The following is a 15,558-nucleotide window of genomic DNA, read 5'->3' on the forward strand; positions in this document are numbered from 1 at the left end:
CTGCCATACGATCTCTACTCTATACTTTTTGTAAACAGATCTTGCTCTTGCGAGAGAGAGGATCTGTCTTATTTTCAGATGCGTTTTTGCTGCTTCGCTTTCTCTATCCACTCAGGAGCCACAACGTCCAAGAACTTCTTCTTATTGGCATGAAGCTCTTCAGGATTAAGCCCTATATAACGCTGTGCTTTCTCTTTGGTAGAGATGTCAGGCATAGGAACGTCTCCGGTAAAGCCGAGATTGGCAAGCACTTTGGAGATTGCGAGCCTTGCTTGAAGCGCTCTCTCCAATCCGTTGGACAATATACGGGTTACCTCTTGAGGCGCATGGAACGAAGCACCATGCGAAGCCACACCATAGTCCCAACGCCATTGCGCCTGACGGATATACTGCAACACCGGTTTCATGATCTCTTCGGTTGCTCCCTTATCCCAGGCAAACTTCGCCTCTATATGAGCTGCGGCAAGCTCTTTTTCGAGCTTATTCCGGATTTCGTTTGCCATACGCTGACGATCGTAGACATTTTGGCGAAGCACCTCTTCGCTTTCACGGTGGCAGGTCTGACACGTTCTGTCTATATAGTTGAGCGGACTCTGTATGTGGTGGTCGCTGAACTTCACACCACCCTGACTCATATACGGCATATGACAGTCGGCACAAGCCACACCTCTTTGAGCGTGTATGCCGAGCTGCGCTATCTCATAGTCGGGGTGCTGAGCCTTCAAGATAGGAGCTTTACTTATGGCATGGATGTAGTCGTAGTACTCTATTTCGTCGAAATACTTCTCTACATCTTCCATTGTTGTGCCTTTATCCCAAGGGAAAGTGAGGTATTTGTTCTCCTTGTAGAAGTAGTATTCCACGTGGCACTGTGCGCATACCAAAGAGCGCATCTCCTGATGAGTGGCTTTGGTAATATCTTTTCCCATTCTCTCGAAAGCCTCTATGAGTGCAGGGCGAGAGATACGAAGATCCATTGTTTCGGTATCATGACAGTCGGCACAGCCTATCGGATTGACGATTTCACTGCCCATCTCGCTCCACTTCTTCTGGTAAAACTCCCCGATGCCTATCGCTTGCATCATTCTCGGAACATCAGGACTTTTACATACCCAGCAGGTCGACGGCTGTATATCATCCATTCCGTCTACACCCGGACTACCTGTACGCAACGTGTGGAGCATATCATGGATGGCATAGTAGTGCCCTCGCGGACTCCCGTACTCCCTTGAAAATGCGTATCCTGCCCAAAATACCACCATCTCCGGACGTTGTGCCAGCACATCCACAAACTTATTTCCGTTGAACTCGGAAACAAACGATGTATCTGCTGTCTGCAACCATGTTTCGTACTCACGAGGATAGTTGGATTGGAAGAGTGCATTCCGAGCTTCCATCGGAGCGATCTCCACTTTCTTATTGGCAAAGATCGACCGGACCTCTGCACGACGTTCCGTAATGGATGCAGCCAATAAACCTAAACAGAAAACCGCAACCATGGCAGATATAAACAGAACCCAACCCTGCCAGCTTTTCAGTCTTTTTCTTTCTTTCATGGGTGTATCTTTTTTTCTTATTCTATCCGTTTGTTATTATCTCTTGTTTTTCTCTTCGTCCATCTTGCTTCTCAACCACTCCGGAACAGGAGATTCCGGATAAGGTACAAGGGCTGAAGGGGTAGATGAAAGACTGTTCTTCCCTCCGTGAGGCACGTCTCTATGACAGTCCCAACAAGCTCTGCCATCGCCATGGTTCAGCTCTTTACGGGTCATCCGTCCGGTCTTGACAAACTCCTGATTGAGTTGGGTATGACAGCGGATACAGTTGTCATATATCACTTCACGGCTTGCGGTGATGGCTTGCATAGCTTGCGGCTCTTGTCTCATAGTGAACACGTAAGAGTGCCTCAAGCCATCTTTCGCCTTGAAATAGTATTTGTTCAGAACGTTGTTATGGGGGACATGGCAGTCGTTACACGTAGCCACAAGCATGTGCGAAGAGTGTTGCCATGTAGCATAATAGGGGCCCATGACGTGGCAGTTGACGCACACCTTCGGGTCGTCTAAGAGGTAGCTGTAAGCTTTGGAAGCATAAACCAGGTATGCTCCCAACCCAAACGTTACGCCAAGAAGGAGTATCGCCACCACCTTGGAGCCATAAGCAGGAAGTAAACTCTGTATCAGAGAGCGTACTCGGTAAGATAGAGATTGCTTGCTGCGCATAAGCCGTTAAGTTTTTTGAACCACAAATAGTAGTGATTAAATGAAGTAAATTTTATGATTAAACCATACAATATCACTACCTAATACCACAAAATTATATATTAGATTTATTATTTCCAAATCCAAGATGATTTTAGATCATAAAATGAACACGTTAACAACTTAGGTTTAACACGATCTTTTTTCTCGCTGAACAGATTCACAACTCAAAATCGAGGTTGGAATTGCACGGTTCAAGCCTTGATTGTTGCATTTCAAGCCTTGATTTGCACGGATCGAGGCTTGATTTTTAATATTATAAAGGTTAAGATACTCTTTTATTACCGATAAACTCTTTTTTTGAATACTTATAAACGAGTTTTTGATTCTCCATCCGGATTTTCATTCAAAGATGAGAGGATAATGCTCATAACCAAACATTTCTCAACGAGTTAGTTTCCTATAATTTGAGAAAGAAGAGAAAATAATAGTTTGAATATTGACAAGTAGTAGTTATATTTGTAATCCCTTGAATATTAACAAATCAAAAAAGAACCGCATCCTATGGTAAACTACAAGTTGGAACAGATTAAAGCCATAGAGCCTGCTTGTAAACAGAAACTGATCAAGGCAGGCATCGAAAATACTATGGCTCTCTCCAGGGCGAGTAAAACCAGAATAATGAGAAAAAAGCTCTCGGAACAGACCAAAATAGATGAGAGACGCATCCTTAAATGGGCGAATATGGTGGATCTCCTACGCGTGAACGGCATAGGAGCAGACTATGTTTCTATTTTAGTCATAATAGGCATCGGTTCCATGAAAAACCTAAGCAGTGCAGATCCGGAATATATCGTGCAGAAGATGGCAGAGGTAAACGACAAAAAAAATATCGTCAAACGCACTCCTCTTGTTACCGTTGTGAACAAGTGGATAGAGCAGGCAAAGGTGTTGCCCAGAGGATTGGAGCCTTAGTACGAAAGGAGAGTAAAAGGAAAAGAAATCGGCAGAAGATCCATTCCGGAGATCTTCCGCCGATTCTCTTTTTATATTTCTTTCCAATCAGGACAACTATTATTAAAAGTGTTCTTTCCTGAAAAGAGAGATTAAATTCTGTTTGTCATTAGAAGGCAAAGATAGGACGAGCCTTAAGAAGAGCATCCTTTGCAGGCCCCTGCAAGGAAGAGTTGTAGAACAATACGCCTTGAGAAATATTATTATTGCGTTCTGCGCTGGAACGATAAGTATTCTCTGTAAGTTTTTGAACTCCCACTGCTCCAATTTTATCAAGAGCTGCATTGATCTTCTTCATTACTTCTTTGTCTTTATTGGCCAAGAACCTGATATTTCCACTGAATGGACCGTGACACATCAGAGTAAGCTCTTTAGGAGATGGAAGATACCATCCTGTTGTAGTTGCAGGAACAGGATTTGCCGCAGCAAATTCTTTGAGCCTAACAATTGCTGTTACAGGCCATGCAGAATTTTCCGGAGCATTGTTGAATGCTTCCAAAGCTTTAGAGTTATTGTACCCAACAGTCTTATTAAGATTGGTCGAAACATCGTCTTCTGCTGTCACGGGAGTTTCATATTGCTTGGCATTTGCTTCGACCCAAGCTCCCACAGTATTGTTATAGGTCTTGTAATTCTCTTGCCATTGACATTGTAGTATTTCTGTTAGGGATACAACCAACCCGTTGGTACACTTAGGGAAGTCTCTCTTCATCGCTTTATCTTGCTTGGTAGCATCACCAATCCAGAATACAATGCCGATAATCTTCTTGGCATTATCTATCTGATCGGATGTAGAGCCGTCTTCATAGTAAAAGTCTCCCACTCTTGGAGGTCTTACCGGAAGCTCTACGATAACGATACACTTGGCTGTCTTGCCTCCGGCTGCTGCTGTAATCTCTGCAGTACCAGCTGCCACTGCGGTCACAAGACCTGCTTCTGTAACGGTAGCAACACTCTTATTGGAAGAAGTCCAAGTAACTGTCTTGTGCGTTGCATTCTCCGGTAGGACCGTTGCACTAAGTTTCAATCTTTCTCCTACAACCAACTCTAGAGAGGTCTTACTGATAGTAACGCTCTCCACTAAGATAGGATTGACCTTGACTCTGCACTGAGCACTCTTATCGCCGGTCTTTGCTGTAATAGTGGCTTCTCCTTCTCCTTTTGCAACCACTTTACCATTGTTATCCACGGTAGCCACCGCCTTGTCGGAAGAATCCCATGTTACGGTTTTGTCTTCTGCGTTATCCGGAGTCACGGTAGCCTTAAGCACCACCTCCTCACCAATAGTCATCTCGTGATTTTCCTTATCCAAGGTAATACCCGATACAGGCACTGCTGCCACAACGACCTTACATATCGCAAACTTTCCACCTGCTGTTGCTTTCACTTCTGCCTCACCCAATCCAATGGCTGTTACCTTACCGGTCTTGTCCACAGATACGATATCCGTTTTTGAAGATGTCCATGTAAGCTCCTTGTTTTCTGCATCCGCAGGAGTGATGGTTGCAGTAAGCTGTTCCGTGTCTCCCTTAAAGAGCTGGAGAGATGTCTTGTTCAACGCAACATTGGTAACCAAAATCGGATCTTTCTTACATGATGTAAGAGCAAAAATCGACAAAAAAACCAAAGTCAACAGACCATTGATGTGAATTCTTTTCATAGCTTTCTTTGTTGTCATGAATAAAAAAGGTTAAACATTAATATTTATAATCGCGTTTTCAAACTTAAGGATATGTGTGGTCACCGGCCCCAAAATTAAAGATTTATTCCGGATAGACAAATATTTATTTCACAATTAACCAACTAAAATCCTCTTCTCTACTCTTTCCTCTAAAGATTTTAGAAAAATCACAACCCTTTTATGCTTTTCCGGCGAAAGAGAAAAGACCGAAAATAATCCTGCTTTCATCTTTCCGCATATCTATAAAAAGGGAAATAATCCATATAAAAGCAGCTATAAATAGAAGTAGATATTTTTATACCAGAGCCATAATGCCGGTATTTCTGATAACGGCTCAGAAAAGGAATTTTTATCCTTACTTACGGCTTGTTTTCCTCTAATATTTTTTCTAAATTTGGAAAGCCTTCAGAAAGAATAAATCCGAAGGCTGAGGGCAAAACCTTTGTAACGAAAGAGACAAAATTATTACATACACCAAAAAGAGCGTCCGTGCATTTATATGAACGGCTCTCTCATTAAATCACGTACTTATACCCAATATAACATGGCATCTGCAACATTGTTCATCACTAAGAGAGATGGAAAGAAGGAACCCTTTTCACCACAAAAGATAGAGGAGGCAATAGTAAAAGCCTACCGTGCTTGCGGTCTCTGCGAAAACAGAGATCTTATCCGTAATATAGTGGATCAGGTCTGTATGAAAATCACTAAAGAGGATCCGGGAGTAGAAGAGATACAAGACCTTGTAGAGCATGAGCTGATGGTACATAACCCTTTCGTGGCTAAAAAATATATCATCTATCGCGAGTGGAGAAATGTCGAGCGCGATAAACGAACCGGAATGAAGCAAATCATGGACGGCATTGTTAAGATTGAGAAGAACGATATCAATCTGAGCAATGCGAATATGTCCGCTCATACACCCGCAGGTCAGATGATGACTTTTGCTTCTGAGGTTACCAAAGATTATACCAACAAATATCTGTTGGGCGTGAAATATGCACGCGCTCACAGGAATGGAGACATTCATATTCACGACTTGGACTACTACCCGACCAAGACCACAACATGCTTGCAGTACGACTTGGAGGATCTCTATGAGAGAGGATTCCGAACCAAAAACGGCAGTATCCGAACTCCACAAAGCATCCAAAGCTATGCAACACTTGCAACAATCATCTTCCAAACCAATCAAAACGAACAGCATGGAGGGCAATCCATCCCGGCTTTTGACTATTTCATGGCACCAGGAGTACGGAAGTCTTTCCAAAAGCATCTTGCAGAGACATTGAAGCTGATAGTCTCTTTGGAAAGCGGGAAGGAGATCGAACGCAAAGAGATACAGCAAAAGCTTGCAGAACAGCACATTTCCGTTCAGGAGAAGAAAGAGGAGCAAGAGAAAGCTATTGCCTCCATACTTTCCATGATTGAGGGTATAGATGAGAAAGGTGTAAGGAAAGCGTGGCAACATGCCATGGATAAGACCATACGTGAAACCCATCAAGCGATGGAGGCATTCATACATAACCTTAACACGATGCATTCTCGTGGAGGAAATCAAGTGGTCTTCAGCTCCATCAACTACGGTACAGATACCTCTCCGGAAGCGCGTTTGCTGATGAGAGAACTGCTCTCCGCAACAATGGAAGGGCTTGGACATGGAGAAGTGCCGATATTCCCGATACAGATCTTTAAGGTTAAAGATGGTGTCTCTTACTCTGAAAAAGACTGCGCGAAGGCTTTGGCTGACTTTCCAAAAGCTCTCAGCGGAGAAATGGAGTTTGAAGCTCCGAACTTTGACCTGCTTATTGAGGCATGTCGTACCACTTCAAAGGCTCTCTTCCCCAACTTTGTATTTTTGGATGCTCCGTTCAATAAACATGAGAAATGGAATACCGATGATCCCAAACGCTATCTCTACGAAGTGGCAACAATGGGATGTCGAACAAGAGTATTTGAAAATCTCCATGGAGAGAAGAGTTCCGTCGGACGTGGGAACCTATCTTTTACTTCTCTCAATATGCCTCGTTTGGCAATAGAGGCGATAAGGGAAGCGGAAGAAAATAATCCGGGAGCGGATAAACACACCATCCGCAGAGAGGCAAAAGAGATATTCCTCGAAGGAGTACGAAAGACTTCCGAAATGATAGCCGAACAGCTGTACGACAGATATAAATATCAAAAAAGCTCATTGGCAAGACAGTATCCGTTCATGATGGGTAATGATGTCTGGAAAGGCGGTGGCAGTTTAGACCCTAATGATGAGGTAGGAGAGGTAATAAAGAGCGGAACTCTCGGTATCGGGTTCATTGGCGGACACAATGCAATGATCGCAATATATGGAGAGGGGCATGCGCACAATCAGGAGGCTTGGCAGACTCTATATGATGCTGTCATGGTGATGAATGAAGTGGTAGAAGAGTACAAAAAGAAGTATGGACTCAACTATTCTGTACTGGCTACTCCGGCAGAAGGACTCTCCGGTAGATTTACTCGTATGGATAAAAAGAAGTACGGGGTAATAGCCGGCGTGAACGACAGAGACTATTACGTGAACTCTTTCCACATAGATGTCAAAGAGCCTGTAACCATCTTTGAAAAGATAAAGAAAGAAGCACCTTTCCATGCCATCACGAGAGGAGGACACATTACTTATGTAGAGCTTGACGGAGAAGCGAAGAAAAACATTTCCGGCATTCTTAAGATCGTCAAGGCAATGCACGATGAGGGTATCGGCTATGGCTCTATCAATCACCCGGTGGATACATGCAACAAGTGTGGCTATAAAGGTGTAATATATGCGAAATGCCCTGTGTGCAGTGGTGAGAACATTGCAAGGCTAAGACGTATTACGGGATACCTTACCGGATCTTTGGATAGCTGGAACTCTGCCAAGCAGGCAGAAGAGCACGACAGAGTGAAACACTCCAAATAACTATAAGACTGAAGAGATGCCTTGTCCGATAGAAGAATACAACCTTCACCTTCTGAATAGATACAAAGAGACTATTTCAGATGGTGAAGGTATTCGTTTTTCTATCTACTTGGCTGGCTGCTCTCACCGCTGTAAAGGCTGCCACAATCCGGCGAGCTGGGATCCCAACAATGGGGTACTGCTTACAGACTCCATTCTTACCGATATTATTGCAGAGATCAAAGAGAATCCTCTCCTTGACGGTATCACTATAAGCGGAGGAGATCCGTTCTATAATCCGGTCGGATTGGAGGCTCTCCTGTCCCGTCTGAAAGAGGAGACAGGAATGAATATCTGGGTTTATACCGGATATACATTGGAACAGCTCACCAATGATCCTCTGCTATCGCTTCCACTGAAATATATAGATGTACTGGTAGATGGGCCTTTTATCCAAGAGGAGTTCGATCCCACGTTGCGTTTTAGGGGAAGCAGGAATCAACGCATCATTTACCTTAAGAAATAAAACCTGTACGAGAAGTACATTTTTCCTTAACACCAATATTGCGAAAAGCAAATAAAAATCGCCCCGATGTATCTGATGAATACATCGGGGCGATTCTGTATATCGGGAAATCTGTTTCCCTATCTTGTCCTATTATCTGAGAATAGACTTGAAGAACGGATTAGCCGCATATTTAGAGAACTCACGATCCATTGCGATTGTCTTCACGATGGAAGGATCAAGCTTGACAGCTTCCTTAAGAGCCTCTTCCACAACAGAAGCATTATCTGTACGAGCAGCAACAAGAGCTTTCAAGTAGAAAGTCTTTGCATCCGGATTGGAAATCTTAGCGATAAGTTCGGCTGCTTTATTGTAGTCGTTTGCAAGGATTTGAGCTACCACTGCATTGTTTGTAGCGTATCCCGAAAGTGTTTTGGCAGCTTCGGCATACTTACCTTGACGGATCTGCATCAACCCCATCACTTCAGCCATTTCAGGTACATTGGTTGCTGCACTGAACAAGCTGTTTGCCTGATCCACGTTTCCGCTTCTCAAAGCAAGAAGACCGGTATTAAGCTGAGCTTCTGCAAGATCTTTTCCATTCACTTTAGCCACTGCCAATGCTCTGTTGAAGTATTCCGCAGCATTTGCATACTCTTTAGAAGCATACAGGATAGTACCTATATTATTCCATGCACGAGCATCATTAGGGAAAAGTTCAGTAGCTTTTTTGTAGATATTCATCTTTTCTGCAGCAGTCGGAACAAGAGTAGCGGAGTAAAGCAACTCTTCCACATTCAAAGCAGCCGGATTCTTTTGAGAAAGAGAAAGGATCTCCTCATCGCTCTTTCCGATAATCTCAACATTCGCTATCAAGCGAGAACGACGAAGTTGAGGCAGGATATCGTCTGCAAGTTGGCGGAATACAGCAGAAATATTCTTGATTTCCTGTTCGCGCTGGATAGGGTCTGTGTACATGGAAAGAACACGAAGGACAAGATCTTTATCCTGAATTTCGCTCTTCTCTACAAGTTCCTTAAAGCCTTCCCAGTCTTCAGCCGTGTAGTGAGCAGCTACCGGAGCATTGATGCGTTGCTTCTTCAACTCTCTGTTAAGGTAGTTGGTCGTATTTTTCTCACGTTGACCCGCAAGTCTTTCGTTCAAATCGAAAGCTCCATCAGGAGAAGCGTAAGCACGTACCTCTACATTTACATTCTTGTTTGCTGCATCATTGGCATTCTTTACGATGCTCTTCCACTCCTTCATTTCCGCTTTTGCCAACTCCGTAGGGCGAAGACCGGCTTGTTGGATAAGGAAGAGGATGTTTGCATTATGCGCTTCCTTGATGATGCGTTGGAATCCATCGGGAGCGATGGCAGGAGTAACATACTCCGTAGAAGCCAATGCTTCTGTTGCTATAACGCCTTCGCCCACTTTTACATCCGGAAGACGCACCTCTTTCTTGCCTACCTTTGCACGGAATGTAAGGAAAAGATCACTCTTTTGCATCTCCGGCTTGTAGTCAAATTCCGTATGGAACACCACTCTTTCCGCAGAAGCGTAAGGCACTACGGTAGCATTGCCACGCACCTTTTCACCTTGATAGGCTACGGGTGCCGCCGCCATCTCTCCTCCTTGATACCTTAGTACAGGAATGATGCTCACTTGTGCTTTCTTTGCAAACCATTTCTTTGGGAAAGAGATATTAACCTGAGCAGGCACCTTTCCGGCTGTCAGTTCCAGTGGTTGTGGATCCACATTGACGTACTGAGCTTGAAGAGGCTTCAGCTTCGCACACGATGAAGCCAAAAGAGATACTACAGCAAGAGTAGTAACAGATAGAATAATTCTTTTTGTCATATCAATTTACTGTGTTAGATAAATTTCGATCATGGTACTGCTGTATTCCGATAGGAACGAACACAACAAGACAAAGATAGCGTATTTTTATGACTTTCTTTACATTCACTTTCGTAAACAAAGAAAGAGCTGCTCTTCGCAGAGCAGCTCCCTCTCAAAAATCATAGCAAACTTCTATTATTCGTCTTTTTCCTTCTCTGCAGCATAATCTGCAAGAAGTTTTTCTTGTACATCTGTCGGAACAAGCTCATATCCTGAGAACTTCATTGTGAAGCTTGCACGTCCTCCGGTTATGGAGCTTAACGATGTCGAATAGCTGGAAAGCTCTTTAAGAGGAACTTTCGCTTGGATCTTTTCATATCCGGCAGCACTGTTCATACCCATGATGATGGCTCTCCGAGTCTGAAGATCACTCATAACATCTCCCATATAGTCTGCAGGAACAGAGACCGTAACGTCATAGATCGGCTCCAATACCTTCGGGTTGGCATTGCGGAACGCTTCACTGAATGCGTTACGTCCTGCAAGCATAAAGGATATTTCGTTACTATCCACCGGGTGCATCTTTCCATCATATACCACGACCCTTACATCGCGCGCATAAGAACCGGTAAGAGGGCCTTGCTCCAAGCGAGACATGATACCCTTTAATATGGCAGGAAGGAATCTCGCATCTATGGCTCCACCAACGATCGAGTTCACAAAGACAAGCTTTCCACCCCAGTCCAAAGAAATCTCTTGAGTATCTCTGGGAGTGATCTTAAACTCTTGACCGCCGAACTTATAGCTTTGAGGCAGAGGGGTTCCCTCTTCGTATGGCTCTACGATAAGATGCACTTCGCCAAACTGACCTGCTCCACCCGACTGTTTCTTGTGTCTGTAGTCTGCGCGAGCGGCTTTGGTGATGGTTTCTCTGTATGGAATCTTTGGCTCATAAAATTCTACCGGAATTTTGTCGTTGTTTTCGAGTCTCCACTTCAATGTTCTCAAGTGGAACTCTCCCTGTCCGTGCACGATAAGTTGCTTCAACTCTTTGGACTGTTCTACTATCCATGTCGGATCTTCAGAGTGCATACGAGTGAGCGCTTCCGAAAGTTTTTCCGCATCGCTGCTGTTCACAGCCTTGATTGCTCTGCGATACTTCGGCTCCGGATACTGAACTTCGGGATAGGTATAAGAGCAGCCCTTTTCGTTCAAGCTGTGTCCCACTTTCACGTCTTTCAGTTTAACGGTAGCACCAATATCTCCGGCTTTCATCTCTGCCACTTTCTCGCGGGTTGCTCCTGCTGCCACATAAAGCTGAGTGATGCGTTCTTTGCTCTCTTTATTTGCGTTGATGAGGTCATCGCCCTCTTTCACCGTACCGCTCATCACCTTGAAGTAGTCCACTTCTCCGATATGAGGCTCTATGGCACTCTTGAAAAACAGAAGGCTTACAGGGCCTGAAGAGTCTGCTTTTACCTCTTCACCTTCATTGGTAATAGCTGGTTCCATCTTGTCTGTACATGGAACGATATTTCCAAGAAACTCCAAAGTACGTCTCACGCACATATCTTTAAGAGCACTTACACAGAATATCGGGAAGATGCTGCGAGATACAAGCCCCAGTCTGATACCTTCTCTCATCTCCTCTTCCGATAGTGTGCCTTGATCGAAGAACTTCTCCATCAACGCATCATCGTTTTCTGCTGCTGCTTCCACCAATGCCTGGTGATAAGCCATAGCCTTTTCCTGCTCCTGTTCGGGTATGTCGAGCACATCGGGTACACCGCCTTCCGGTTTCCAGCGGTACATTTTCATCTTAAGGACGTCCACGATCTCGTTAAAGCCTGTACCCACGGTTACCGGATATTGTACCGGAACGGCTTTGGAGCCGTATCTTTCTTGCAGCTGGGCTACGCTGTTATCAAAGTCGGCTTTTTCATGATCAAGCTGGTTGATGATGAAGATCACCGGTTTCTTAAACTGCTCTGTATAACGGAACTGATTGATCAGCCCCACTTCTATACCATACTGAGCATTTACGACCATCAGAGCCGTATCTGTAACACTAAGAGAAGAAACCGCTGCACCTACGAAGTCATCGGATCCGGGGCAGTCGAGAAAGTTGAGCTTTCTACCTTGCCATTCTACTGAAAACAGCGTAGAGAACACAGAATATCCATAGTCTTTTTCTACCGGGAAGTAGTCCGAAACAGTATTTCCTGCTTCCACTGTTCCTCTACGCTTAATGACACCGCCTTCAAATAGCATTGCTTCCGCAAGCGTGGTTTTACCTGAGCCTGAACTGCCCAGTATAGAGATATTTTTAATCTCTTCGGTTTGGTACACTTTCATAACGTCCTTATGTAAGATGGTTTGAAATTATAATAGCTTATTTTATATGTCTCAGAGCCAAAATGCCCTCTTCTGTCGGGCAAAACTCTGCGACTTTCTCCGAAAATTAGTACTAATATTTCAGAAAAACAACATTTTGTCCGTTTTTGTACCGATGGAGAGGTCATCGCTTTGTATCAAAGATACAGAACACTCTATTACAATAAGTTAGACAAACATACCTGCTTTTCGGTAATTCTCTTGCACCACTCCGCCGGAAGCCTTCCGGAAAGAAAGCGATAGCCCGAAAGAGCCACGATAAGACGGCTTGAACTCTTTTGATGAAGCCGTTCAAAAGTTCTTCCGAACCTGTCTGTTTCTTCCTCTGAACGCATTAAAATTTACAAATCAGGAGCTGAATATTGAAAGTCAAACCTTGAGAAGCAGGACTCAAGTTTTGATTTGCAAACATCAAGCCTTGATTTCAAGATTCATAAAACTTCAATCCTCTTTTTTAACACGATAAAAAGAACTCTTGAACAGCTTAAAAGCAAATTGCATACACATCCTTAAATATGGGATAAGGCTGTAAGCATTTGTAACCGGCTTACTCACAGAGAAATTAGTAGAACTTGGATATTGCTTTTTTCGTCAAACTCCTCTACCTTTAGGGGAGATATTTTACAGACATGAAACATTCCAAAGTGTTTTTTGCCACTCTGGCAATTCTCCTTTTCCACATAGCCGGTTACGATCTTTCGGCACAATCTCCCGTAGACTATGTATCTCCCCTCATCGGGACACAGAGTAGTTTTGAACTCAGTTCGGGGAACACCTATCCGGTTATAGGCAGACCTTGGGGCATGAACAGCTGGACACCGATGACCGGAAAGCCCGGAGACGGCTGGCAGTACACCTATACGGCTCACAAGATAAGAGGCTTCAAACAGACCCATCAACCCAGTCCCTGGATCAACGACTACGGGCAGTTTTTCATCATGCCCCTGATGGCTCCTCCTGCTCCACACGGAGAGGGGGCGGAAGATATGAAGAAGTGGTACTCGCTTTTCGATACCGAGCATTCCGCCTCATGGTTTTCGCACAAGGCAGAGAGCGTTACACCCTATTATTATAGCGTATATCTTGCCTCCCATGACACCTTTGTGGAGCTGACCCCAACGGAACGAGCCGTGATATTCAGAGTAGCTTATCCGAAAAAGAGCAGGGCAGAACAGCTCCGTTGGCTGCTGTTGGATGCTTTCGACTCCGGCTCTCTCATAGAGCAGAAAGATGCTTACACGCTGCAAGGAATCTCACGAAAAAACAGCGGAGGCGTACCCGAAAATTTTGCCTGCCACTTTACCTTGAAGTTTTCCACACCGATAAAGAGCATTCGCAAGATAGAGCCGGATGTCGCGGGACACGCCAAAGTGGCTGTGGAGATAGAGTCTCCGGAGGTGGAGATCAGGATAGCCTCCTCGTTCATCAGCGCACGGCAGGCGGCGCAGAACCTTTTGGAAGTGGCAGACAAGAGCTTCGAGCAGGTGCAAGACAGTGGCAGAGCGGAGTGGAACAGGTTATTGGGTCGCATAGAGATAGAGGGCGGCAGCACCGACCAGCGGCGCACATTTTACTCCGCACTCTATCGCTCTCTCCTCTTTCCGCGAAGATTTTACGAGATAGACCCGAAAGGAAAGATCGTCCATTACAGTCCGTTCAACGGACAGGTACTTCCGGGCTATCTCTACACCGATACCGGCTTTTGGGATACATTCCGTTCTCTCTTTCCGCTACTTAATCTCCTCTATCCGGAAGAGAATATCAAGATACAGGAAGGTCTGCTCAACAGCTACCGCGAAAGCGGATTCTTTCCGGAGTGGGCAAGTCCCGGACATAGAGACTGCATGGTGGGCAACAACTCTGCATCCGTCCTTGCCGATGCCTATCTCAAGGGAGTCATGGTGAAAGATACCGCCACACTCCGAGCCGGACTGCTACACGGCGCCAATGCAGTGCATCCATCCGTGTCGTCCACAGGGCGCAAAGGTTGGGAAGCATACAATGAGCTGGGATACGTGCCGTGCGATATTGGGATAAAGGAGAGTGCAGCACGCACGCTGGAATATGCGTACAATGACTGGTGTATATGGCAGCTGGGAAGAAAACTAAAGTGGGAAGCGTCTCTTCTGAACACGTTTGCACAGAGAGCCATGAACTATCGCAATCTGTTCGACTCCGAAACATCCCTTATGAGAGGCAGGAACAGCGACGGTACTTTTCAGACACCGTTCTCTCCTTTGAAGTGGGGAGACGCTTTCACGGAAGGGAATGCGTGGCACTACACATGGTCTGTGTTTCATGATCCGAAAGGTCTCGCCTCTCTGATGGGCGGAGACAGGAAAATGAGTCTTATGCTCGACTCCGTGTTCTCTACGCCTCCCGTCTTCGATGAGAGCTATTATGGCTTTGTGATTCATGAGATTCGGGAGATGCAGATAGCCAATATGGGCAACTATGCGCACGGTAATCAGCCCATACAACACATGATATATCTCTACAACTATATCGGCGAACCGTGGAAGGCGCAAAGCCGTCTGCGTGAAGTGATGGATAAGCTTTACAAGCCCACACCGGACGGTTACTGCGGTGATGAAGACAATGGTCAGACTTCTGCCTGGTACGTTTTCTCCGCACTCGGATTCTATCCGGTAGCTCCTGCATCCGAGCAATACGTATTGGGCTCTCCGATTTTCCCGAAAGTGAAAATCGCTCTTCCCAATGGCAGGAGACTGCTTCTGAATGCAAAAGGCAACACGTCCGACACTCCTTATATATATGGTATGACGGTGGACGGGAAAGTATGGAACAAAAACTTCCTGACCTATTCGCAGCTGCTGAAAGGCGGTGAGATCTCTTTCGAGATGAGCAACAAACCCAACAGAGAAAGGGGAACAACGGAAGAAGACAAGCCTTACTCCTTCTCGAACGAATACGGAAGAGCCGTAAGCGGAAACAAGCTATGAGAAAAATGGCGTATCTTTGACTCTTGTTAATAAATGCAATAGAA

10 protein-coding genes are annotated in these 15,558 nt (G+C 45.0%); 4 read left to right on the forward strand and 6 right to left on the reverse strand.

Annotated features, from left to right (window positions below):
* Nucleotides 1-74 precede the first annotated feature (74 nt).
* Both nrfA and nrfH read right to left on the reverse strand, forming a co-directional pair.
* On the reverse strand, nt 75-1,556 hold the full coding sequence (gene nrfA, locus HQ29_RS08680; protein ID WP_036869276.1) for an ammonia-forming cytochrome c nitrite reductase: 1,482 nt from the start codon (nt 1,554-1,556) through the stop codon (nt 75-77).
* Nucleotides 1,557-1,592: 36 nt separating this feature from the next.
* On the reverse strand, nt 1,593-2,222 hold the full coding sequence (nrfH, locus tag HQ29_RS08685; protein ID WP_036869278.1) for a cytochrome c nitrite reductase small subunit: 630 nt from the start codon (nt 2,220-2,222) through the stop codon (nt 1,593-1,595).
* Nucleotides 2,223-2,765: 543 nt separating this feature from the next.
* Here nrfH and HQ29_RS08690 point away from each other — a divergent pair.
* Nucleotides 2,766-3,176: a DUF4332 domain-containing protein gene (locus tag HQ29_RS08690; protein ID WP_036869280.1), complete on the forward strand. Its 411-nt coding sequence runs from the start codon at nt 2,766-2,768 to the stop codon at nt 3,174-3,176.
* Between the two features lie 148 nt (nt 3,177-3,324).
* Here HQ29_RS08690 and HQ29_RS10000 read toward each other — a convergent pair whose 3' ends face one another.
* On the reverse strand, nt 3,325-4,875 hold the full coding sequence (locus HQ29_RS10000; protein ID WP_052079562.1) for an Ig-like domain-containing protein: 1,551 nt from the start codon (nt 4,873-4,875) through the stop codon (nt 3,325-3,327).
* A 565-nt stretch (nt 4,876-5,440) separates the two neighbouring features.
* Between HQ29_RS10000 and HQ29_RS08705 the strand changes: the two genes are divergently transcribed.
* Entirely contained in the window at nt 5,441-7,831 is a 2,391-nt protein-coding gene (locus HQ29_RS08705; protein WP_036869413.1) for an anaerobic ribonucleoside triphosphate reductase, read from the forward strand.
* 16 nt (nt 7,832-7,847) lie between these two features.
* A complete protein-coding gene (gene nrdG, locus HQ29_RS08710; RefSeq protein ID WP_036869281.1) occupies nt 7,848-8,336 on the forward strand; it encodes an anaerobic ribonucleoside-triphosphate reductase activating protein in 489 nt (162 codons plus the stop codon).
* 132 nt (nt 8,337-8,468) lie between these two features.
* Here nrdG and HQ29_RS08715 read toward each other — a convergent pair whose 3' ends face one another.
* The 3 genes from HQ29_RS08715 to HQ29_RS10440 all read right to left on the reverse strand — a co-directional run bounded on the left by HQ29_RS08715 (nt 8,469) and on the right by HQ29_RS10440 (nt 12,886).
* A complete protein-coding gene (locus HQ29_RS08715) occupies nt 8,469-10,175 on the reverse strand; it encodes a tetratricopeptide repeat protein (RefSeq protein ID WP_036847519.1) in 1,707 nt (568 codons plus the stop codon).
* 177 nt (nt 10,176-10,352) lie between these two features.
* Nucleotides 10,353-12,512 carry an elongation factor G gene (locus HQ29_RS08720; RefSeq protein ID WP_036869283.1) on the reverse strand — a complete coding sequence of 720 codons (2,160 nt, stop codon included), beginning with the start codon at nt 12,510-12,512 and terminating at the stop codon, nt 10,353-10,355.
* Between the two features lie 197 nt (nt 12,513-12,709).
* Nucleotides 12,710-12,886, reverse strand: coding sequence for a hypothetical protein (locus HQ29_RS10440; RefSeq protein WP_161781577.1), 177 nt, complete (start codon nt 12,884-12,886; stop codon nt 12,710-12,712).
* A gap of 294 nt (nt 12,887-13,180) precedes the next feature.
* On the opposite strand from HQ29_RS10440, the gene HQ29_RS08725 reads away from it, so the two are divergent.
* Nucleotides 13,181-15,514 carry a GH92 family glycosyl hydrolase gene (locus tag HQ29_RS08725; RefSeq protein ID WP_036869285.1) on the forward strand — a complete coding sequence of 778 codons (2,334 nt, stop codon included), beginning with the start codon at nt 13,181-13,183 and terminating at the stop codon, nt 15,512-15,514.
* Nucleotides 15,515-15,558: the final 44 nt, after the last annotated feature.

The sequence above is a fragment of the Porphyromonas canoris genome, from assembly GCF_000765975.1.
GTDB lineage: Bacteria > Bacteroidota > Bacteroidia > Bacteroidales > Porphyromonadaceae > Porphyromonas_A > Porphyromonas_A canoris.

What these genes read in the sequence shown, in the direction of transcription:
- nrfA (WP_036869276.1), bottom strand. Translation starts at nt 1,556, where the DNA reads ATGAAAGAAAGAAAAAGACTGAAAAGCTGGCAGGGTTGGGTTCTGTTT.
- nrfH (WP_036869278.1), bottom strand. Translation starts at nt 2,222, where the DNA reads ATGCGCAGCAAGCAATCTCTATCTTACCGAGTACGCTCTCTGATACAG.
- HQ29_RS08690 (WP_036869280.1), top strand. Translation starts at nt 2,766, where the DNA reads ATGGTAAACTACAAGTTGGAACAGATTAAAGCCATAGAGCCTGCTTGT.
- HQ29_RS10000 (WP_052079562.1), bottom strand. Translation starts at nt 4,875, where the DNA reads ATGAAAAGAATTCACATCAATGGTCTGTTGACTTTGGTTTTTTTGTCG.
- HQ29_RS08705 (WP_036869413.1), top strand. Translation starts at nt 5,441, where the DNA reads ATGGCATCTGCAACATTGTTCATCACTAAGAGAGATGGAAAGAAGGAA.
- nrdG (WP_036869281.1), top strand. Translation starts at nt 7,848, where the DNA reads ATGCCTTGTCCGATAGAAGAATACAACCTTCACCTTCTGAATAGATAC.
- HQ29_RS08715 (WP_036847519.1), bottom strand. Translation starts at nt 10,175, where the DNA reads ATGACAAAAAGAATTATTCTATCTGTTACTACTCTTGCTGTAGTATCT.
- HQ29_RS08720 (WP_036869283.1), bottom strand. Translation starts at nt 12,512, where the DNA reads ATGAAAGTGTACCAAACCGAAGAGATTAAAAATATCTCTATACTGGGC.
- HQ29_RS10440 (WP_161781577.1), bottom strand. Translation starts at nt 12,886, where the DNA reads ATGCGTTCAGAGGAAGAAACAGACAGGTTCGGAAGAACTTTTGAACGG.
- HQ29_RS08725 (WP_036869285.1), top strand. Translation starts at nt 13,181, where the DNA reads ATGAAACATTCCAAAGTGTTTTTTGCCACTCTGGCAATTCTCCTTTTC.